Below are 19,986 nucleotides of genomic sequence, written 5' to 3'. Positions count from 1 at the left end.
AAGCAAAAGCATATCAGCTACTCAACAGTGAAAAGGGAGTTGAAAAAAGAAAGCAAAGGTGTCATGATGTTGAACCAGTGTTCGGGAATATTAAACAGAACCACGGATTCCGCCGCTTCATGCTTCGGGGGAAAGAAAAAGTGGCAATAGAATGGGGATTATTGGCAATTGCACAAAATGTTAGAAAAAAAGCAGCCTAAAAAGACTTGCTTTTGCTCTTTTTAACAAAATGCTGGATAAATAAACATTTCTAGCCAGCAACAAAGAAATAACACATAGGATTTATTTAAATACAAAAAAGCTGCCTCATTTATTTTGAGACAGCCTCATCCTTATATTATAAAACTATTACAACCTTAAACCGTCTTTTTATTGATAAAGAAGTAAACCGGAACACCTAGTAATACAATAACAAGGCCGGGCCAGGTATACTGTTGCTTATAAATGAGCAATAAAATACAAAATGCAGCCCCAATTAATAAATATACAATAGGTGTAACAGGATAAAGCCAGGTTTTGTATGGTCTTTCCAAATCAGGTTTCTTTAGCCTTAAATAAATAACACCAAAAACAGTGATCATATAGAAAAGTACAATCACAAAAGAAATCATATCTAAAAGATTGCCGTATTGACCACTTAAGCATAAAACAGAAGCCCAGATTCCCTGCATCCACAACGATTTCTCAGGAACCCCGTTTTTATTGTTATCCAGGGCAGCTTTAAAAAACATGCCGTCCTTAGCCATGGTTTGAAATACCCTTGCACCGGCAAGTACAATACCGTTTACGCAGCCGAAAGTAGAAATCATAACCAACACAGCCATTACAATTGTACCTATGCCACTACCAAAGATTTGCTCGGAGGCTGCAACTGCAACCCGATCATTAAGGGCAAAAGCAATACTATCTCTATTTAAAGTATTGAGATAGATAAAATTAACCAATAAGTACAAAATCATTACCGCTGAAGTACCTAAAACCATTGCCCGCACCACATTCTTTTTAGGGTTTTCAATCTCTCCTGAAACAAAGGTTACATTTTCCCAGGCTACACTCGAAAATACCGAACCTACCATTGCAGCGGCAATACCACCCATTATGGTCATTCCGGAAATAGATTCCCAGCCAGATTTGATAAAATTACCTCCCGAATCTGTTTTCAGATTATTGAAAGCATCCCACCTAAAGCTCATATTATCTGCCCAAAAATTACTTTTCACTAAAAGGAAACCCAAAATGATTAAACCTATTAAAGCCACGATTTTTGAGCCCGTAAAAATATTCTGCAACCATTTACCACTTTCTACTCCTTTTGTATTAATAAAAGTAAGCAACAAAATGACCCCAATGGCCAATATTTGGATCCAGGTTATTTTATAACCGCCATTTTGAAATATGGGGGCGGCATCATTAAGTGCAGGGATTAAATAGGCTGTAAATTTACCGAAGGCAACCGCAACAGCAGCAATGGTACCCGTTTGAATTACCGTAAATAGTCCCCAACCATACAGAAAGCCCATCATTTTTCCGAAAATCTCCTTCAAATAGGTGTACTGTCCTCCTGCTTTCGGAAACATAGATGACAGTTCTCCATAGGAGATTGCTGCAGCAACTGTCATTACCCCTGTAATGATCCAAACCACAATTAACCAATAACCAGAACCGAGGTTCCTCATAATATCAGCACTCACAATAAAAATACCACTTCCAATCATCGATCCCATTACCAGCATTGCGGCATCAAAAAGGCCTAGCTTTTTTTTAAGAGGTCCTTTTTCCTGAAGTTTTTCCATTTTTTAGTTTTGCTTGGTTTTAAAGTTTAGTTGGTGGCTAATTTATTTAAAAAAACAATAGCCTTTGGTATCGCCCTGTATTATTTTAATAGAACAAATTTTATTTCAGCGTGTTGGTATTTTTTTAAGCTGAAGAAGAATAATTTATTATCTTGCTAAATAATAACCAGATATAAATATAAAATAACGCAGTACAACAGTGTACTACTTATATTGTAATGCCTTTTAATGAATGAAATTTATTAATGTACGCTAACAACTCAACAACCAAATATTAACTATGGATTTTTTACAAAACAATTTACTTTATGTGATCCCCGCCCTGGGCCTGATCGGAATTATTGTCATGATGATTAAGAGTGCCTGGGTTAGCAAGCAAGATGCTGGTGATAAAAACATGCAAGAACTGGCAGGCTACATTGCCGATGGTGCCATGGCCTTTTTAAAAGCAGAATGGAGAGTATTAAGCGTATTTGTTGTTTTTACAGCCGCCTTATTAGCCTATTCAGGCACCGTAACAGAAATTAATGGTGTAGCCCTGCATTCCAGCTGGATTATTTCCATATCCTTTATTATAGGGGCTGTATTTTCTGCTACTGCAGGATATATCGGAATGAAAGCCGCTACAAAGGCCAATGTGAGAACCACACAAGCAGCCAGAACCAGTTTGAAGCAGGCGCTGAAAGTATCTTTTACCGGTGGTACGGTAATGGGTCTTGGCGTGGCAGGACTTGCTGTTCTGGGTTTAGGCGGTTTATTTATAGTTTTCTTACAGATATTTCATGTTACCAACGCCAATAGCACAGAGATGCGCACGGCCATTGAGGTGTTAACGGGCTTCTCATTAGGGGCAGAATCTATTGCCTTGTTTGCCAGAGTTGGTGGTGGTATTTACACCAAAGCAGCTGATGTGGGCGCAGATTTAGTTGGAAAGGTAGAGGCAGGGATTCCAGAAGATGATGTTAGAAATCCAGCTACCATTGCAGACAATGTGGGCGATAATGTGGGTGATGTTGCCGGAATGGGTGCCGATTTATTTGGATCCTATGTAGCTACCATATTAGCTACCATGGTATTGGGGCAAGAGATTTCGGTAACCGATAAATTCGGAGGTATGTCACCTATTCTGTTACCAATGGTCATTTGTGGTTTGGGAATCATCTTTTCCATTATCGGAACCTGGTTTGTAACCATCAAAGATGAAAAATCTAACGTACAAAATGCATTGAACCTAGGAAACTGGTCTTCTATTGTTATTACAGCCGTAGCTTCATTCTTTGTAGTTAAATGGATGCTACCTGAAACCTTGAGTCTTAGAGGATATGAATTTTCGAGTATTAATGTGTTTTACGCCATTATGGTTGGCCTGGTTGTAGGAACAATCATGAGTATTGTAACTGAATATTTTACCGCAATGGGTAAAGGACCCGTTAATTCTATTATCCAGCAATCTTCAACCGGCCATGCCACCAATATTATTGCGGGGCTTTCTGTCGGGATGAAATCAACGGTAATTCCAATTTTGGTTTTAGCAGGAGGAATTATGTCTTCTTATCACTTTGCAGGCTTATATGGTGTGGCGATAGCAGCAGCCGGCATGATGGCCACCACTGCCATGCAACTGGCTATTGATGCCTTTGGCCCTATAGCCGATAACGCAGGTGGTATTGCAGAAATGAGTCAATTACCGCCGGAAGTTCGTGAGCGTACCGATAATTTGGATGCCGTTGGGAATACCACTGCCGCTACAGGAAAAGGTTTTGCAATTGCCTCTGCAGCACTAACCTCTCTGGCTCTTTTTGCAGCTTTTGTAGGTATTGCAGGAATTAGCGCAATAGATATTTATAAAGCGCCCGTGCTGGCAGGCTTGTTTATCGGTGGCATGATTCCTTTTATCTTTTCAGCACTCTGTATACAGGCCGTTGGTAAAGCAGCAATGGATATGGTACAGGAAGTAAGAAGACAGTTCCGCGAAATTCCTGGCATTATGGAATATAAAGCCAAACCTGAATATGAAAAATGCGTAGCGATTTCTACCAAAGCCTCTATTCGGGAAATGATGATGCCTGGAGCAATTGCATTGATCACCCCTATTATTATCGGCTTCACCTTCGGACCTGAAGTTTTGGGCGGCCTGCTTGCCGGTGTTACCGTAACAGGCGTACTAATGGGAATTTTTCAAAGCAATGCTGGTGGAGCCTGGGACAATGCCAAAAAATCCTTTGAGCAAGGTTGCGTCATCAATGGAGAAACTTACTACAAAAAATCGGAGCCACATAAAGCATCCGTTACAGGAGATACCGTTGGAGACCCTTTCAAAGATACTTCAGGCCCTTCCATGAACATTTTAATCAAATTAATGTCTATAGTTTCACTAGTTATTGCCCCATACATCGCAGTTAAGGCTGTAACTTCCGAACATAGACAAGAAGTTCGCAAAGAAATTAAAATTCAGCAAAAAACCGATAGTTTAGGTAACGTAATTATCGACACTTTGATCAATACTACCGATACTTTAAGCCACTAGTTGTAAAAACTAAGATATAAAATTGCAAAAAAGGGGTTTTAACAAAATCCCCTTTTACATTTTCGTAATTTTTATTTAGGTTTACGGCTTATTATCATAAAAAAATCGACAAACATAAAAGACTAAACAACTTATGAATCTAAAAAAGCCTATTGATGTGCTTATAGCAGAATCTGCTGAAAGTGGTGAGGGCACATTAAAGCGCACGTTAAGCAGTACGAGCCTTGTTGCCCTGGGTATTGGAGCTATTATTGGGGCAGGGTTATTCTCCCTAACTGGTATAGCTGCAGCAGACCATGCTGGACCAGCAGTAACTCTATCATTCGTATTAGCTGCAGTAGGCTGTGCATTTGCTGGCTTATGTTATGCAGAGTTTGCCTCTATGATTCCTGTAGCGGGAAGTGCTTACACCTATTCATATGCAACTATGGGTGAGTTTATGGCCTGGATTATTGGATGGGACTTAGTATTAGAATATGCATTGGGTGCTGCAACAGTTGGGGTTTCCTGGTCTGGGTATTTTAATAAATTACTTCATGAATTCGGTGTGGAAATGCCGCTGTATTTGACCAAATCCTTTGCCGAAGTTGATGGCGGAGGAATAAACTTACCTGCGGTAGTTATCGTTTCACTTCTTTCTTTGATGCTCATCAGAGGTACAAAAGAATCTGCAAGTTTGAATAATATTCTTGTTATTGTTAAAGTAGCAGTGGTAATTTTGTTCATCTCTCTAGGTTGGAAATTCATCAATCCTGCAAACCATACCCCTTATATTCCGCAAAACACAGGTGTTTATGGCGAATTTGGTATCTCAGGTATTGCCGCTGGCGCAGCCTTAGTATTCTTTGCTTTTATCGGTTTTGATGCAGTGTCTACGGCTGCTCAAGAAGCTAAAAACCCGCAAAAAGGAATGCCTATAGGTATCCTGGGATCTTTGGTAATCTGCACGATCTTATATGTTTTATTTGCACACGTAATGACTGGTTTAGTGCCTTTTAATGTTTTTAAAGGTGATGCTTCTCCAGCTGCTACAGCATTTAAGGTTACCGGATACAATTTCTTACAATTGGGTTTAATTATTGCCATTTTAGCTGGATACACTTCGGTAATCTTGGTAATGTTAATGGGACAATCAAGAGTGTTCTATACCATGTCTAAAGATGGATTGTTACCTAAGTTCTTTAGCAGTATCCACACTACATTCAGAACACCTTTCAAAACCAACTTATTCTTCATGGTATTCGTGAGTATTTTTGCTGGTTTCGTTCCTGTTACGGATTTAGGTCACATGGTATCTATCGGAACATTATTTGCGTTCTCTTTAGTATGTATAGGCGTGATGTTGTTACGTAAAACAGATCCAGACAGGCCTCGTCCGTTTAAAACTCCTTTAGTACCATTTGTGCCAATCATGGGTATAGTTGTTTGCGTGTATTTAATGTACTCGCTACCTTTCGAAGCCTGGATTAGACTAGCCATTTGGATGGGATTAGGAATTGCTATTTATTTCTTCTACGGCAAAGGAAACTCAGTGCTTAGAAATAAAGGCAAGGTGGTTCCTCCGGTTGATCCTCCAAAACCAGAATTATAATCATTTAAGATATTTTTTAAAGGCCCGCGAATTAAATCGTGGGCTTTTTTTGTATTAAATAATTGTTAATAGATTACCTTTGCAAAAAAATCTGAAATGAACTTTAAGTTGTTACCCAAGTATAAATCCCTGATTATTTTATTCTTCGTATTATCAACAGGCTATCAAGCAGTTGCGCAAAGAACTATTAATGATGTTATGGATTCGACTACCGTTAACCATTTATTGATAATTTCCAAGAAATATGGTTCATTATCATTTAGTGGATATTTGCAGCCACAATTTCAATTTGCCGAGTCTAAGGGTACACAAGCCGAATACCAGGGCGGTAACTTTGGAGAATATACCAGTAATAGATTCAGATTAAGACGTGGCCGTTTAAGGGCTGATTACATGATGTTGAATGAAGATGGCAGTCCATCCACGTATTTTGTACTTCAGTTCGATGGTACTGAACAAGGTGTAGCTATCCGCGATTTCTGGGGACGCTATTATGAAAATAAATGGAAAATATTATCCGTAACCTTAGGCTTGTCTGGCCGTCCTTTCGGTAATGAGCTCCAATTATCTTCTTCCGTTAGGGAAGCGCCAGAAAGGGGCAGAATGTCTCAGATTTTGATGAAAACAGAGCGTGATTTAGGGGTTACATTTACTATAAATCCACGCTGGAAGGGTGCAAAATTAAGAAATGTGGTGCTCGATATGGGAATATATAACGGTCAGGGCTTGGCTGGTCCTGGTGAGTTCGATAATAGCAAAGATTTTATTTTCCGACTTAGCCATAAATCAATTCCGATTAAAAATACCCCATTCACTATAGCTGGTGGAGTTAGTACCTTGCAAGGGGGCTTAAACCATCGCTTACCTGTAAGTTACCGTATGCAGCAAAGCAACGAAACCTGGAAAATGGTTAAGGATTCTTCGGCCAACAACATCAACCAGGTGGCTCCAAGAAGATATTATGGTGCTGATGTCCAATTGGCCACTAATAAAAAAAGCTGGAAATCGGAATTGAGGGCAGAAGTAATTTCAGGTTTACAAACCGGCACAGGAACAACCTCTACTACACCAGGCTCTTACCCGGTAGATAGCAAATCGGTTGCCTTACCTTATTATACCAGAACATTTAATGGTGCTTATGTTACCTTCGTTCAAACCTTAAACAGCACCGATAACCAACTTATTCTTAAATACGATTGGTATGATCCTAATGCTAAAGTAAAGGGAAATGCGATCTCTGCACTCAACGGCCTATCGGCTGCTGATGTTCGTTTTGACACTTTTGGATTTGGCTTCCTGCATCACTTTAATCCGCATTTCAAAGCGGTTGTTTACTATGACGTGATTAAAAATGAATCCACCCAAATTTCCGGATATGAAACAGATCGAAAAGATAATGTTTTCACTTTAAGAACGCAGTTCTATTTTTAGGAGCAGATAAATTCTGGCCCGAATGAGCTGAATTATGCAAATTGAATTACCTTTGCTTAAAACCTTACCGCTATGGAATTCGATTTTCTGAAATTCAACTTAAGCCAGATTCTTTCAACCACAATGGTACTCTTTGCCATTATTGATATCCTGGGGTCTATACCTGTTGTTATCGAGCTCCGCAGAAAAGCAGGACATATAGAGTCTGAAAAAGCGGCCATAGTGGCTACAGTGCTCATGGTTTTGTTTCTTTTGGTTGGAGAATCTTTACTCAAAGTAATCGGTTTGGATGTCGAATCATTTGCCATTGCAGGTTCCTTTGTAATCTTCTTTATTGCCATGGAAATGGTATTGGGCTTAACCATCTTTAAAGAAGAAGCGCCGGAAACGGTTTCCATAGTACCACTCGCTTTCCCCATTATTGCTGGCGCAGGAACGATGACTACCCTACTTTCCTTAAAAACCGAATATGCCACGCAAAATATCCTGGTTGGGATTTTACTGAATATGCTGTTTGTTTATTTCGTACTGAAAAATACCAACAGATTAGAGAAACTTTTCGGTAAATCTGGGTTGAATGTATTAAGGAAAGCTTTTGGAGTGATCTTATTGGCTATAGCGATTAAGCTTTTTAGAAATAACACGGGATTGTAGTTAATTGGATATAGTACACTCGTCACCCTGAATTTATTTTACTGCGTAGATCTGCGCTTCGGGTCAGGGCCTTTACTGTTAACCCAAATAAAGATGCTGAAATAAATTCAGCAAGACGATTGTGAAGAAGTTCCACTCCTACTGCCGTCACCCTGAATTCATTTCAGGGTCTTAAAGGTTAACCCAATTAAAGATGCTGAAACAAGTTCAGCAGGACGATTACGAAAAAGTTCTTTTCTAAAATCCACTCCTACTGCCGTCACCCTGAACTTGTTTCAGGGCCTCTACTGTAAACCAATTAAAGATGCTAAAACAAGTTCAGCAAGACGATTACGAAAAGCCAATAAACGAAGAACAACTGTAACAAACTTACCTCAATAGCGTCTAAACAACAAAGCAACAAGATGAACAGATTTGAAGAGTATACCGCAATTATAGGAGGCATCGCTGTTTTAATCGAAGCAATAAAATACCTCAAACGAAAGTTTAAATCATGGTTTAGGCACGCCTAAGTCTTGATTAACCTTGCGACAAACATAGTATCTGCTTTTTGGCTATAGCCTTTAATCAGCTCCATTTTGTCTAATTTCAGCGGAAGATTATCCAACATAAACTGTACAACAGCTTCATTCTCTTCAGCAAAGCTCGAACAAGTGATGTAAATTAATGGTTTATCCTGTTTTAAATATTTGATCACATTTTGAGCTATCCCCTTTTGTATGGTAGAAAACTGATTGATTTTACGGGGTTCAAAAAAAGTAAGCATTTCCGGGGTTCTCCCCCAGGTACCCGATCCGGTACAAGGCGCATCTAAAATAATTCCATCAAACTCATAATGATGCAGTGACTGATCATTATTCTGTAGTAAATCAAGTTCCTTCTTTTGATATTTCTTAATCCCTGCCAAACGAAAGCGCTCATCAAGATTAGCCAAAACACTTTCTCTTAAATCGGTTACCAGTAAACCTAAATTAGGCTCCAGACTGTGCAACAGCAACGTCTTTCCACCGGAAGCAGCGCAACAATCCCACCATTTATCCCATTTTTGGGGTTCAAAATAAGTTCCTGTGTATTGAGAAGATAAGTCCTGTACCTGATAACTTCCTTCTTTTAAAATCCCTTCCAGCTTCGTACCATTATTCAAGGCTATCGTTGTTGGAGAAAGTTGTTCTACCGCAATTTCAGCTGTTCTTAACTCCCTCAAAATAGTTTCCATCTGTGCCTCAACTACCCGAATAAAAAGATCAGGCTGTTTAAAAAAAGACTCATAAAACGCTTCCCGATCCATATCTTCAGACAGGTGTTGATTAAACGGGAATACTTCCTCTAAGCTAAAATCAGGAAATTTACTTTTGATAAGTTCGAGTTTATCAGCGAATAACACTTCAGTTTTTTCTGCGAGTTCAGGAAAATTCTTTCCAACGATCAGGCTGGGTGTTTGATGACAGAGAAAATCTGCTACACTCAATCGCAGCTCATTATTCTGAGTAGAAAGTGCCTTTCCTAACCTAAAAAAACTATATATATGCCGCGTTGCCCATCTCCTGTCAGAAGACCCCATTTGCTTATTAAGCTTGAAATAAGAAGGTAAAAACCTATGCAAGGGCATACTGCCATCATAATTGGCTAAAATTTGTTCAAAAGCTTTTAACTGGTGTTCTGCTCTCATATAGATTAGGAAATAACTGATTAATCAACAACGTTTAACGCATAATTTTTATATCTCAACAACATTAAACTGGTATTGATATAGCCAAACTTCTCATCATGAATAAAAGAGAAATTATTATGTAGTCCTTTATATTTCTCTTTGGTGAGATAATCTCTGTAGTCCTCGCCATAGGTAGAGAGTAGTTTACCAAAGTAATAAGCAATATCGAAGCCTTTAAATGCATATTCACCAGGTTCAAAGCCATATTTACTTCTATATCGCTTAATAAATGAAATCACCGAAGCGCTTTTATAATCGATTTTGTAGGAAGAACTCACTATGGCATTTAGATTCTCGAGTTTATCTGCAGGATAATTTTGCTTCACCCAATTTGGATGACCAAAAAGCTGAATATTATAACCACCTGAAGGCAGATTCTTCAATTTATAAAGCTTTTCTACCGTAGGAAGAACAAATGCACGATCAGGAGAAGTAACAATCACTACATACTGCTTTCCCTTAATCATTTTGGTTTCGAACGCATAAGATGACGCATATTCCTGAACAGGATATTTTACTTTGGAATAGTTCCCAAAAAAACTTCTTATAGGCGCAGCAAATTGCTCATCCTCTGTTTTCTTAGTATTGATCAATACGATGATCGTATTGGAAGCATTAAAATTTTTAGTGATATAAGTTGCTATCCTTTTAGCATGCAGATCTATATTATTGACTATAGATACCAGATTAGGATTATTAAAATCTGCTGGTTGAGAAGCTGCCAAAGGCGATACAATTAAAGCATTGTTTTCTTTAGCATAATTGGAGATAAATTTCTGGCCATCGGGAAAAACTGGTCCAATAATCAGATTACTCTGTTTAAAACCGTCATTTTTATACAGGTGGGAGATATGCGCATTGTCATCACGGGTATCGAAAACATTCAATTTAAAATTTAACCCCGAAGCGGCTACAGAATCAAGGCCCAACTTAAACCCCTGATAGAAATCGATAGGCATGGCAAACTTCTCAATATCGGATTTGGTGGCTGTTTTCAGATTAACCTCATTTAGCCTGAAAGGTACTAACAGCGAAACATTGGCTTGAGAAAATCTTTTAACCGGTTTCTTTTCAGCCACTTTTTCCTTTTCTGCCGGCTTTGTTTCAGGTCGGGGTGTTCTGATCTTGGGCGAACAAGCCGCTAAAAAAACACATCCTAAAACCAGAAACCAATATTTATATCTTAAACGCATACCTACTATCTTTAACAAAATATGCTAGCAAAGTTTATTCCACCTTGCTAGCATAATCGTATTATTTATATAGCCTTTCGGCTAAAAATTCTGGATTTAAATTATTCCCACTCAATAGTTGCAGGTGGTTTAGAGCTGATATCATAAACAACCCTGTTTATTCCTTTAACTTTATTGATGATCTCGTTAGAGATTTTGGCTAACACGTCATATGGTAAGTGGCACCAGTCTGCAGTCATCCCATCAAGAGATTCTACGGCACGTAAAGCAATTACATTTTCGTAGGTACGCTCATCTCCCATTACACCAACTGATCTTACCGGTAAGAATATCGCTCCTGCCTGCCAGATTTTATCATATAAACCAGCTTCCTTAAGGTTGTTGATGTAAATTTGATCTGCATCTTGCAGAATAGCTACTTTCTCTGGGGTAACATCACCGATGATACGGATACCTAAACCTGGACCAGGGAAAGGATGCCTACCTAAAATAAAAGATTCCAAACCTAACGTTGTTCCTACGCGGCGAACCTCATCTTTGAATAAAGACTTTAATGGTTCTACTACTTTTAGTTTCATGAAATCAGGCAAGCCACCCACATTGTGGTGAGATTTAATGGTTGCAGAAGGACCTTTAACTGAAACTGATTCAATTACATCGGGATAAATGGTTCCTTGTGCTAACCACTTCACATCCTGAATCTGGTGCGCTTCATCATCAAACACCTCGATAAATACGCGACCTATGATCTTACGTTTAGTTTCTGGATCTTCAACACCTGCTAACTCGCCCAAAAAGCGATCTTTGGCATCTACACCCTTAATATTTAAACCGAAATCTTTATATTGCTCTAATACACTTTCATATTCATTTTTACGTAAAAGGCCGTTATCTACAAAAATACAGTGAAGATTTTTGCCAATCGCCTTGTGCAACAATACTGCCGCTACACTGCTATCCACGCCTCCTGAAAGTGCTAAAACTACTTTATCATCTCCTATTTGTGCTTGTAAATCAGCAATTGTAGTTTCCACGAAAGCTGCTGAAGTCCAATCTTGACTACAACCACAGATATCCACTAAAAAGTTCTCCAAAAGCACCTTCCCATCAATACTGTGGGTAACTTCCGGGTGAAATTGAATAGCATAAGTATCAGAATCTTTTACATGATAAGCGGCTACCCTTACACTTTCGGTGCTGGCAATCAGCTCAAAATTATCGGGAATCTGGGTGATGGTATCACCATGACTCATCCAAACCTGAGATTCGATATTGATTCCTTTGAAAAGCTTGTTCTCCTGGTTGACAAAACTCAAATTGGCACGTCCATACTCTCTTGTCGAAGAAGGCTGAACATCACCACCTGAATGTTGTGCAATGTATTGTGCGCCATAACAAACCGCCAATACCGGGTATTTTAAATGGAATTTTGCTAAATCAATTTGAGGTGCATCCTCCTGACGAACCGAATAAGGACTTCCTGAAAAGATGACACCTTTTACATCGTCAGCAAATTCTGGAATATTGTTATAAGGATAAATTTCACAGTAAACATTCAGTTCGCGAACCCTACGGGCTATGAGTTGTGTATATTGCGAACCAAAATCGAGGATAATGATTTTTTCTAGCATGGGCAAAGATAGGATTTTATGCTGAAAGGTAAAAGCCGAAAAGTCAAAGAAATAAGATAAATTAAAAGATTGTTTAAGATTCCATCAATTTCACTTCCACTCCAAATTTCCTCAAAAAATCCACACCTTCATCGCTCGGCAAACCTTTATATGCGGCATAAGATTTAGAATAGTATACTAACTTAATACCTGAAGATAAGATCAATCTCGCGCATGCGATACAAGGTGATAATGTAGTGTACAAGGTGCAGCCTTCTATTTTAGATCCATTTTTTGAAGCATACAAAATCGCATTCTCTTCTGCATGTAAAGCTAAAGAACAGCTTCCCTTACTATCTCTTGCACAACCGTGTTCAGGCCACTCTTCATCGCAATTATGTGTACCTGCCGGCGGTCCATTGTATCCTATAGAAATAATACGGGTATCTTTGGTTAAAACAGCACCAACATGTGCGCGCACACAGTGTGAGCGGGCAGCTAAATCAGTAGCCAAATTCATAAATATGGTATCGAAACTCGGTTTATCCATGATATTAAAATAAAAAAGCCACAGGAACAATCCTGTGGCCGTAAAATTAATGCTTTAAATATTAATGTCCGCCAGAAATCTTTTTATCAAAATTGATTCCCTGGCTTCTTAAAATGCTGCTTACTCTCCAGGCATAAAACGCAAGGTAGGCAAAACACAATACACCAATAATATAGCTGTATTGAATGCCTGTAAACTCGGATATGAAACCTTGTAACCAACTGATAATTCCGCCGCCCATGATCATCATGATGAGGAAACTACTGCCCTGACTGGTATGTTTACCTAAGCCACTAACCGCTAAGGTGAAGATACATGGCCATAATGTACTGCAGAATAAACCAACACTGGTAAAGGCATATACACTCACCATACCCGTAGTAAACATTCCAATTAACGTTGCCAGAATACCGAAACCGGAAAAGATTAACAGCATTCTTGCCGGGTTACCTTTACTCGCCATATCCGCCCCGATTAAGACTAAAATAATCAAAGCATATACATAAAACGGACGTAAATCATGATTTGCTATAGCGTTTACGATTAAAAATACCCCAAAAGCAAGGTAAGGCGCAATAAACCTTAATATTTTTTGTGTACTCATGTTATCGGTGAAAGCTTCAACTGCACCGGTCCACCTTCCGATCATTAAACTGGCCCAATATAAAGAGATGTATGGAGCAACATCTGCAATAGCAAATCCTAAATCTTTTTCCATGTAAGCAGGTAAATTACTTGCTGTAGAAACTTCCACACCTACGTACAAGAAAATGGCAATCATACCCAACACCAATTGCGGGAATTTTAATGCAGATCCTTCTATTTTGGCTTCACCATCATTAGCTTCAGATAATTCCGGTCTATCAGGCAATGATGAAAATTTCAAGAAAATAGCAACTGCGATGAAGGCCGCCCCCAATATTAAATATGGAATTTTAACACTTTCAATACTGATATTCGAAGCTGCACCGGTATTAGAACCAAAAATGGCAAAACTTACAATCAATGGGCCGATAGTTGTACCAAAGTTGTTAATACCACCTGCTAAAGTCAAGCGTTGAGATCCGGTAGTGATAGGCCCTAAGGCGATAGCCAAAGGATTAGCAACTGTTTGTTGCAGAGAAAAACCTAATGCCACTATGAATAGTCCCGAGAGCATTAAGGCAAATGAACCTGTATTTGCAGCAGGGTAAAATAGCAAAGTACCTACAGCAGATATGGCTAAACCGAGAGCTAAACCGTTTTTATAACCAATCCTGTTTACAATATCCTGCTTCATTACGACAGAAATCCCGTTGTAAATTAATGCGCCCACTGTATACGCAATATAAAATGCTAAAGAAACCAATTGGCTTTGAGATTGGCTAAGTTTAAATGCTTCCTTAAATACAGGAATCAAGATGTCGTTACTTGCGGCCACAAAGCCCCAAAAAAAGAAAACCGTAACGAGGGGAATGAACTGCCCCCATTTGGTTTGTGTTTGCTCTGAATTCATTTTTTAAATTTAGTTTTAGTGGGGCTAAACTTAAATAAAAAAAAATTAAAATCGGGTAACTTTTGTGCAACCAGATCCAACAAAAATAAATGTCAGATGTTTAGGTATAAAATTGCATATTCGCATATCATAAACAATACAATGCATGTTTGAAGCCATCATTTTAGGTATAGGGGCAGGGATTATTTCGTCGTTTTTAACAGGTCCGGTATTTTTTGCAATGATCAAAACCAGTATAGAAAGAGGCTTTAAAGCGGGCTTTTCTCTGGCCATTGGTGTCATTATCAGCGATGTGGTATTAATTGGCCTCGTGCTTTTTGGCAGTCAGTTTTTCGAGTACAAATCTGAATTTGATAAATATGTAGGCACCGTTGGCGGTGCTTTTTTGTTGGCAGTAGGTATCTACTATCTCGTATCTAAAATTACTGTACATTATGACAATACTACCTTGCAAAAGGTAAGTAAGCGTAATTATATTTTAAAGGGGTTCTTAATGTGTATCCTTACCCCTTCTACACTCATGTTCTGGATTATTGTAAGTGGGATTATCTCGGTTAAACTTAACAATATGCTTAACGAGAAACTAGTATGTTTCTTTATTGCCATGGCTACTCAGCTCAGTATAGACGGGGCAAAAAGCTTTTATTCAAGTAAATTGCGCTATAAAATAAAGGAAGATGCGCTTAAAAAGCTTAACAAAATAGCCGGGGTAGTAATTATCTTTTTTGCCATCTGGCTGATTGTTAAAACGTATCTGAAATTCTATTCTTAGTTGAGTTGCTGGTTGTAAAGCTGGGTGTCTGAACATTTAGTTTTAAGTTGTAGGTGGTAAGTTATAAGTCTGGATGCCTAACCATTCCACTTTATCTTTGTGTGCTAAACTTGATGCTCTTTGTGGTTAAAATCCAGTTGTAAATTGTACACCTGGCCAAACCTATTAAAAGAATGGAGAAAAGTTAATGATTTCGCTAATGCACACAGACCTGTAACCTACAACCCGTAACCCACAACAATCAAAAAGCCCCGAAAATTTCGGGGCTTTTTGATTAATATGCTCTTTGGTTGTTTCCTTCTTTCCAGTTGATAAAGGCTTTATTTACGACCTTATTACCTCCAGGGGTTGGATAATTTCCGGAGAAGTACCAGTCACCTTTATTTTTCGGACAAGCCTCATGCAGGTTCTCTAAGCTTTGGTAAATTACCTCTACTTCTGCTACCGTACCTTTAGGTGTAATAATTTGTGCAATCTTCGCTGAGATTTCCTCTGGGGTAAAAGGCTTATAAATATCTTTTACGTGATTAACAATCTCCTCTTTAGGCAACAAAAGGGATGCTTTACATTTAGTATATACATCTTCAATTACCTGCCACATGCCACGTTCAGTAAGCAATTGTATAGCGGCATCGAAAGCTACGAACTGCCCCATTCTGCTCATATCGATACCATAACAATCAGGATAACGAATTTGAGGTGCAGAAGAAACAATTATAATTTTTTTAGGATGTAAACGATCTACAATCTTAATTATACTCTGTTTTAGGGTGGTACCGCGAACAATTGAATCATCCAGTGCAACCAGGGTATCCTGATGATTGTTAATAATACCATAGGTAGTATCATATACGTGGGCAACCATTTCACTTCTATCCGCATCTTGCGTAATAAAAGTACGGAGCTTCACATCTTTAACTGCCAGTTTTTCTACACGAGGAGCCAATGACAACAATTCTTCCAATTGTTCATCGTTTAACTGTTCCTTTTTGTGTAGCAGCGTATCCTTTTGTAACTTACGCACGTATTGATTAACGCCATCTACCATTCCAAAAAAGGCTACTTCAGCAGTATTTGGAATGAAAGAGAACACTGTATTTTTTAAATCGTGTCCAACAGCTTCCAGTATCTTATCGGTTAATAACCTACCCAATTGCTTACGTTCGCGATAGATCTCTGCATCACTTCCTTTAGAGAAGTAGATACGTTCGAAAGAACAAGATAAACGCTCTGTAGGCTCACGGAACTGCTCCATGCTTACCTCACCGTTTTTCTTGATGATTAATGCATGGCCTGGATCAATTTCTTTAATATCTTTAAACTGGATGTTAAAAGCGGTTTGTAATGCCGGGCGCTCTGATGCAGCAACTACAATTTCATCATCATAATAGTAATAAGCCGGACGAATTCCTGCCGGATCACGCATAATGAATGAATCGCCATTCCCTACCATACCACAGATTGAATATCCTCCATCCCAGGTTTTAGCCGAGCGGCGAAGGATGTTTGCAATATTGAGGTGTTCAGAAATTTTATGAGTAATGGCAACGTTATCGTGACCTTCTTTTTTGTACTCATCGAAAAGCTCCTGGTTCTCATCATCTAAGAAGTGACCAATTTTTTCCAATACCGTTACGGTATCCGCCTTTTCTTTTGGATGTTGGCCCAACTCATATAATTGCTCTAATAACTCATCAACATTAGTCATGTTGAAGTTACCAGCAATTACCAAATTCCGGGTCATCCAGTTGTTCTGACGTAAAAAGGGATGGCAATTTTCAATGCTGTTTTTACCGTGTGTACCATAACGCAAATGGCCCAATAACACTTCGCCTATAAAGCTAACGTTGTTTTTGAGCCACTCTGTATCCTGCATTAGTTCAGGCGTGTTCTCTTGAATATCTACAAACTTACCTTGTACATACTCAAAAATGTCTGCCACCGCGTTCGAAGCCATGCTACGATATCGGCTAATATACCTACTGCCTGGTTTCATATCCAGTTTAATGGTAGCAATACCTGCGCCATCCTGGCCCCGGTTGTGTTGCTTTTCCATTAAGAGATATAACTTGTTTAGGCCGTAAAGGGCTGTACCGTACTTTTGCTGGTAGTAAGAAAGTGGTTTTAACAGGCGAATAAACGCGATTCCGCATTCGTGTTTTATCTGATCACTCATTGTGTGGGTTTGAAGCCGCAAAGTTATCCTTTTAAATAATCACAACCTAGATAAAAATGCTTTCTTTTTATAATGATGAGGTTAGGCTGACATTGAACCATTTTAGTTTTTAATGGAAGATGAATGGATGGAAAATGGACGATGGGCATGGCAACCTTCAATAAAACACTTACAGACTCAATGTAAGATGTATGGATGGTAAATGGACGATGGTTCTCGCGAACGCTATGCAATCCATCTTACATCAAGCCATCTTACCTCCTCCCTTATCCCATTTTACTCGATTTTAAAGGTTCTCCAAAGAATATAGAAGCGTGTGCATCGAATGCATCTGGATCTCCACTGGTAAAAAATGCTTTAGTACCTGTTTTACCCAGTAATTGTTCAATCTCTGGATGCCTTTCCAGATAATTAACTAAGCTATCCGCTACAATTTCACCCTGGCTCAATATTTTAATATAGTCGGGGAAAGTCTTTTTTAATTTAGGAAGTAATAAAGGATAGTGTGTGCAGGCCAATAAAACACAATCTATATCATCTGACTGCTGCATCAACTGACCACAGTATTCCTGAATAAAAAAATCTGCGCCAGGCTGTAGATGTTCATTATTCTCTATTAACGGAACCCACATCGGACAGCTTTGCTGATGAACTTTAACTTCTGGAAAAAACTTATTGATCTCTAGCAGATATGATTCTGAATTTACAGTACCTCTGGTTCCCATCACCCCTACATGCTTGGTTTGGGTATAGCTACCAATCACTTCAGCAGTCGGTCTAATTACACCAAGCACCCTCCTACCAGGATATTTTACCGGTAAATCTCGTTGTTGAATGGTACGCAACGCTTTTGCAGAAGCGGTATTACAGGCCAATATTACCAGATGGCATCCTTTGGCGAAAAGCCATTCTACACATTCCAGTGTATACTTATAAATTGTATCAAAAGAATGATCCCCATAAGGAGAACGCGCATTGTCTCCCAAATAAATATAATTATACTCGGGTAACTGCTCTGCAATTGCACGAAACACGGTTAAACCACCGTAACCTGAATCGAAAATACCAATAGGTGATGTGTTCTCCATTATTATGCGGTAATATTTCCGGCTAATATGCTTGTTTTAAACACTGGCAATATAACCGCTTTAAAATAAAAAAGCGGAAATAAGATAAACTTATTTCCGCAATTATTATCGTGTTGTCTTGAGTAAATGACTCAAGGCTTCTGACTATTTTTTAGGTGCAGCTGGTTTTGCAGCAGTAGCTGTAATACCTAGTTTAGTTTTAACCGCAGCAGTGATATCATCGCCACCTTCCCAGAAAACTAAGTTGTTACCACCTTGACCGTTTGCAATATCGAAAACGTAAGCCAAACCTTTTTCTTTAGCTACAGAAGAGATAGCTGTTGCTACTTTAGCTTGAATAGGTTGAAATAACTCACCTTGTTTAGTACCTACATCTTGAGATGCCTTTGTACGTGCATCAGTAATGCGTTTTTCTAAATCTTGTAATTCTTGTCCTGCAGTTTGTAATTCTTTACCCACAACTTCTTTGTTAGCCTCACTTAAAGTTTTTTCTTTAGCTTGGGCTGCTGCTAACTTGGTTTGGTATTCTTTAATCATACCATCAATACCTGTTTGTAAAGTTTTGCCCAAAGTTTCTAATGTTGTTTGAGCGGTTTTAGCTTCAGGAAGGTTAGCAAAAACCTCTTCAGAATTAATGTGACCTACCTTTTGTTGTGCACTTGCCATATTCGCTGTAAACAATAACCCTGCTGCTACAAAGAATACGTTAATTAACTTTCTCATCTTTTCTATTTTACTTTTTTATTTTTTCTAATTGTTTTTTGATCAATGGGCGAATATACTAATTTGCCGCTCCAGGTTTATAGCCTAATTTAACAATAACATCATTACTTAAATCGTAGCTGCTGCTGGCATAAATCATCATGGTTGCTTCGCTGCTTTTATCAAAGATAAAGTCTAAGTATTTAGATTTAGCAATTTGCTTGATGGCTTCTGCTACTTTATCCTGAATAGGCTTAATTAATCTGCCTCTGCTTTGGAATAATTCACCATCCGGACCAAATTTCTGGCGCTGGAATTCCTTAGCTTGTTTTTCCTTTTCGATAATTTCGTTCTCACGTCGCTTACGCATATCATCAGTTAATAAAACCTGATCTGCCTGATAGGCCTTATACATACGGTCGATTTCTGAGAAATTCTGATCAGCTTGCTGTTGCCATTGTTTTGAAGCAACATCCAGTTGACTCAGGGCCGATTTATATTCTGGTAAATGCTTTAAAATATACTCTGTGTCTACATAAGCAAACTTTTGGGCAAAAGCACCAAAGCTTGTGCAAAGTAGAAATGCGATAAAAAGATACTTTTTCATTGTGTGTGTGTTTTAATGATTTAGTTAATAACCTAAGCTTTCTTTAAACTCAACTTGCCATGTTTTATTGCATAATTAGTTAAATT

The 19,986-nt window shown here is 38.6% G+C and carries 16 protein-coding genes; 6 read left to right on the top strand and 10 right to left on the bottom strand.

Translation table 11 applies throughout. The features are described 5' to 3' along the window. A partial coding sequence (locus BMX11_RS08225; RefSeq protein ID WP_139180146.1) for a transposase occupies positions 1-200 on the top strand: 200 nt, incomplete at its 5' end. 156 nt (positions 201-356) lie between these two features. Here the strand turns inward: BMX11_RS08225 and BMX11_RS08220 are convergent. After that, positions 357-1,793 (bottom strand): APC family permease, encoded by a 1,437-nt coding sequence (locus BMX11_RS08220; RefSeq protein WP_090883332.1) that lies wholly within the window; start codon positions 1,791-1,793, stop codon positions 357-359. 280 nt (positions 1,794-2,073) lie between these two features. Here BMX11_RS08220 and BMX11_RS08215 point away from each other — a divergent pair, with 280 nt between their 5' ends. The 4 genes from BMX11_RS08215 to BMX11_RS08200 all read left to right on the top strand — a co-directional run bounded on the left by BMX11_RS08215 (position 2,074) and on the right by BMX11_RS08200 (position 7,996). Beyond that, positions 2,074-4,320: a sodium-translocating pyrophosphatase gene (locus BMX11_RS08215; RefSeq protein WP_090883330.1), complete on the top strand. Its 2,247-nt coding sequence runs from the start codon at positions 2,074-2,076 to the stop codon at positions 4,318-4,320. A gap of 133 nt (positions 4,321-4,453) precedes the next feature. After that, on the top strand, positions 4,454-5,911 hold the full coding sequence (locus BMX11_RS08210) for an amino acid permease (protein WP_090883328.1): 1,458 nt from the start codon (positions 4,454-4,456) through the stop codon (positions 5,909-5,911). Positions 5,912-6,007: 96 nt separating this feature from the next. Beyond that, positions 6,008-7,342, top strand: coding sequence for a porin (locus tag BMX11_RS08205; protein ID WP_090883326.1), 1,335 nt, complete (start codon positions 6,008-6,010; stop codon positions 7,340-7,342). Positions 7,343-7,414: 72 nt separating this feature from the next. Further along, positions 7,415-7,996, top strand: coding sequence for a MarC family protein (locus tag BMX11_RS08200; protein WP_175474507.1), 582 nt, complete (start codon positions 7,415-7,417; stop codon positions 7,994-7,996). Between the two features lie 508 nt (positions 7,997-8,504). Here BMX11_RS08200 and BMX11_RS08195 read toward each other — a convergent pair. From BMX11_RS08195 to BMX11_RS08175, 5 genes are all read right to left on the bottom strand, one after another. Next, entirely contained in the window at positions 8,505-9,665 is a 1,161-nt protein-coding gene (locus BMX11_RS08195) for an RsmB/NOP family class I SAM-dependent RNA methyltransferase (RefSeq protein ID WP_090883325.1), read from the bottom strand. Positions 9,666-9,685: 20 nt separating this feature from the next. Next, complete coding sequence (locus BMX11_RS08190; RefSeq protein WP_090883324.1) at positions 9,686-10,900, bottom strand: ABC transporter substrate-binding protein; 1,215 nt, start codon at positions 10,898-10,900, stop codon at positions 9,686-9,688. A gap of 101 nt (positions 10,901-11,001) precedes the next feature. After that, the gene (gene guaA / locus BMX11_RS08185) at positions 11,002-12,531 is read right to left on the bottom strand and encodes a glutamine-hydrolyzing GMP synthase (protein ID WP_090883323.1); all 1,530 of its coding nucleotides are present in this window, start codon (positions 12,529-12,531) and stop codon (positions 11,002-11,004) included. Between the two features lie 73 nt (positions 12,532-12,604). Continuing rightward, positions 12,605-13,060, bottom strand: a complete 456-nt coding sequence (locus BMX11_RS08180) for a deoxycytidylate deaminase (protein WP_090883322.1) — start codon at positions 13,058-13,060, stop codon at positions 12,605-12,607. Positions 13,061-13,121: 61 nt separating this feature from the next. Then, positions 13,122-14,555: an MFS transporter gene (locus BMX11_RS08175; protein ID WP_090883320.1), complete on the bottom strand. Its 1,434-nt coding sequence runs from the start codon at positions 14,553-14,555 to the stop codon at positions 13,122-13,124. A gap of 145 nt (positions 14,556-14,700) precedes the next feature. Between BMX11_RS08175 and BMX11_RS08170 the strand changes: the two genes are divergently transcribed. Next, positions 14,701-15,327: a LysE family translocator gene (locus BMX11_RS08170; protein ID WP_090883318.1), complete on the top strand. Its 627-nt coding sequence runs from the start codon at positions 14,701-14,703 to the stop codon at positions 15,325-15,327. A 274-nt stretch (positions 15,328-15,601) separates the two neighbouring features. Here BMX11_RS08170 and BMX11_RS08165 read toward each other — a convergent pair whose 3' ends face one another. The 4 genes from BMX11_RS08165 to BMX11_RS08150 all read right to left on the bottom strand — a co-directional run bounded on the left by BMX11_RS08165 (position 15,602) and on the right by BMX11_RS08150 (position 19,900). After that, positions 15,602-17,503: an amidophosphoribosyltransferase gene (locus BMX11_RS08165; protein WP_090883316.1), complete on the bottom strand. Its 1,902-nt coding sequence runs from the start codon at positions 17,501-17,503 to the stop codon at positions 15,602-15,604. A gap of 266 nt (positions 17,504-17,769) precedes the next feature. After that, positions 17,770-18,591, bottom strand: coding sequence for a glutamate racemase (gene murI / locus BMX11_RS08160; RefSeq protein WP_090883314.1), 822 nt, complete (start codon positions 18,589-18,591; stop codon positions 17,770-17,772). A 144-nt stretch (positions 18,592-18,735) separates the two neighbouring features. Then, the gene (locus BMX11_RS08155; protein ID WP_090883312.1) at positions 18,736-19,314 is read right to left on the bottom strand and encodes an OmpH/Skp family outer membrane protein; all 579 of its coding nucleotides are present in this window, start codon (positions 19,312-19,314) and stop codon (positions 18,736-18,738) included. Between the two features lie 58 nt (positions 19,315-19,372). Beyond that, positions 19,373-19,900 carry an OmpH/Skp family outer membrane protein gene (locus BMX11_RS08150; RefSeq protein WP_090883310.1) on the bottom strand — a complete coding sequence of 176 codons (528 nt, stop codon included), beginning with the start codon at positions 19,898-19,900 and terminating at the stop codon, positions 19,373-19,375. Positions 19,901-19,986: the final 86 nt, after the last annotated feature.

Origin of the sequence: Pedobacter rhizosphaerae, from assembly GCF_900111155.1 — a bacterium.
GTDB lineage: Bacteria > Bacteroidota > Bacteroidia > Sphingobacteriales > Sphingobacteriaceae > Pedobacter > Pedobacter rhizosphaerae.
The sequence above is the reverse complement of the archived record's forward strand: the minus strand, read 5'-3'. Positions and strand labels throughout refer to the sequence as shown.

Bases quoted from the DNA above. Each gene is read 5' to 3' on its own strand.
- BMX11_RS08150 (WP_090883310.1), bottom strand. From the start codon at position 19,900: ATGAAAAAGTATCTTTTTATCGCATTTCTACTTTGCACAAGCTTTGGT.
- guaA (WP_090883323.1), bottom strand. From the start codon at position 12,531: ATGCTAGAAAAAATCATTATCCTCGATTTTGGTTCGCAATATACACAA.
- murI (WP_090883314.1), bottom strand. From the start codon at position 18,591: ATGGAGAACACATCACCTATTGGTATTTTCGATTCAGGTTACGGTGGT.
- BMX11_RS08205 (WP_090883326.1), top strand. From the start codon at position 6,008: ATGAACTTTAAGTTGTTACCCAAGTATAAATCCCTGATTATTTTATTC.
- BMX11_RS08180 (WP_090883322.1), bottom strand. From the start codon at position 13,060: ATGGATAAACCGAGTTTCGATACCATATTTATGAATTTGGCTACTGAT.
- BMX11_RS08220 (WP_090883332.1), bottom strand. From the start codon at position 1,793: ATGGAAAAACTTCAGGAAAAAGGACCTCTTAAAAAAAAGCTAGGCCTT.
- BMX11_RS08190 (WP_090883324.1), bottom strand. From the start codon at position 10,900: ATGCGTTTAAGATATAAATATTGGTTTCTGGTTTTAGGATGTGTTTTT.
- BMX11_RS08155 (WP_090883312.1), bottom strand. From the start codon at position 19,314: ATGAGAAAGTTAATTAACGTATTCTTTGTAGCAGCAGGGTTATTGTTT.
- BMX11_RS08165 (WP_090883316.1), bottom strand. From the start codon at position 17,503: ATGAGTGATCAGATAAAACACGAATGCGGAATCGCGTTTATTCGCCTG.
- BMX11_RS08175 (WP_090883320.1), bottom strand. From the start codon at position 14,555: ATGAATTCAGAGCAAACACAAACCAAATGGGGGCAGTTCATTCCCCTC.
- BMX11_RS08195 (WP_090883325.1), bottom strand. From the start codon at position 9,665: ATGAGAGCAGAACACCAGTTAAAAGCTTTTGAACAAATTTTAGCCAAT.
- BMX11_RS08215 (WP_090883330.1), top strand. From the start codon at position 2,074: ATGGATTTTTTACAAAACAATTTACTTTATGTGATCCCCGCCCTGGGC.
- BMX11_RS08170 (WP_090883318.1), top strand. From the start codon at position 14,701: ATGTTTGAAGCCATCATTTTAGGTATAGGGGCAGGGATTATTTCGTCG.
- BMX11_RS08200 (WP_175474507.1), top strand. From the start codon at position 7,415: ATGGAATTCGATTTTCTGAAATTCAACTTAAGCCAGATTCTTTCAACC.
- BMX11_RS08210 (WP_090883328.1), top strand. From the start codon at position 4,454: ATGAATCTAAAAAAGCCTATTGATGTGCTTATAGCAGAATCTGCTGAA.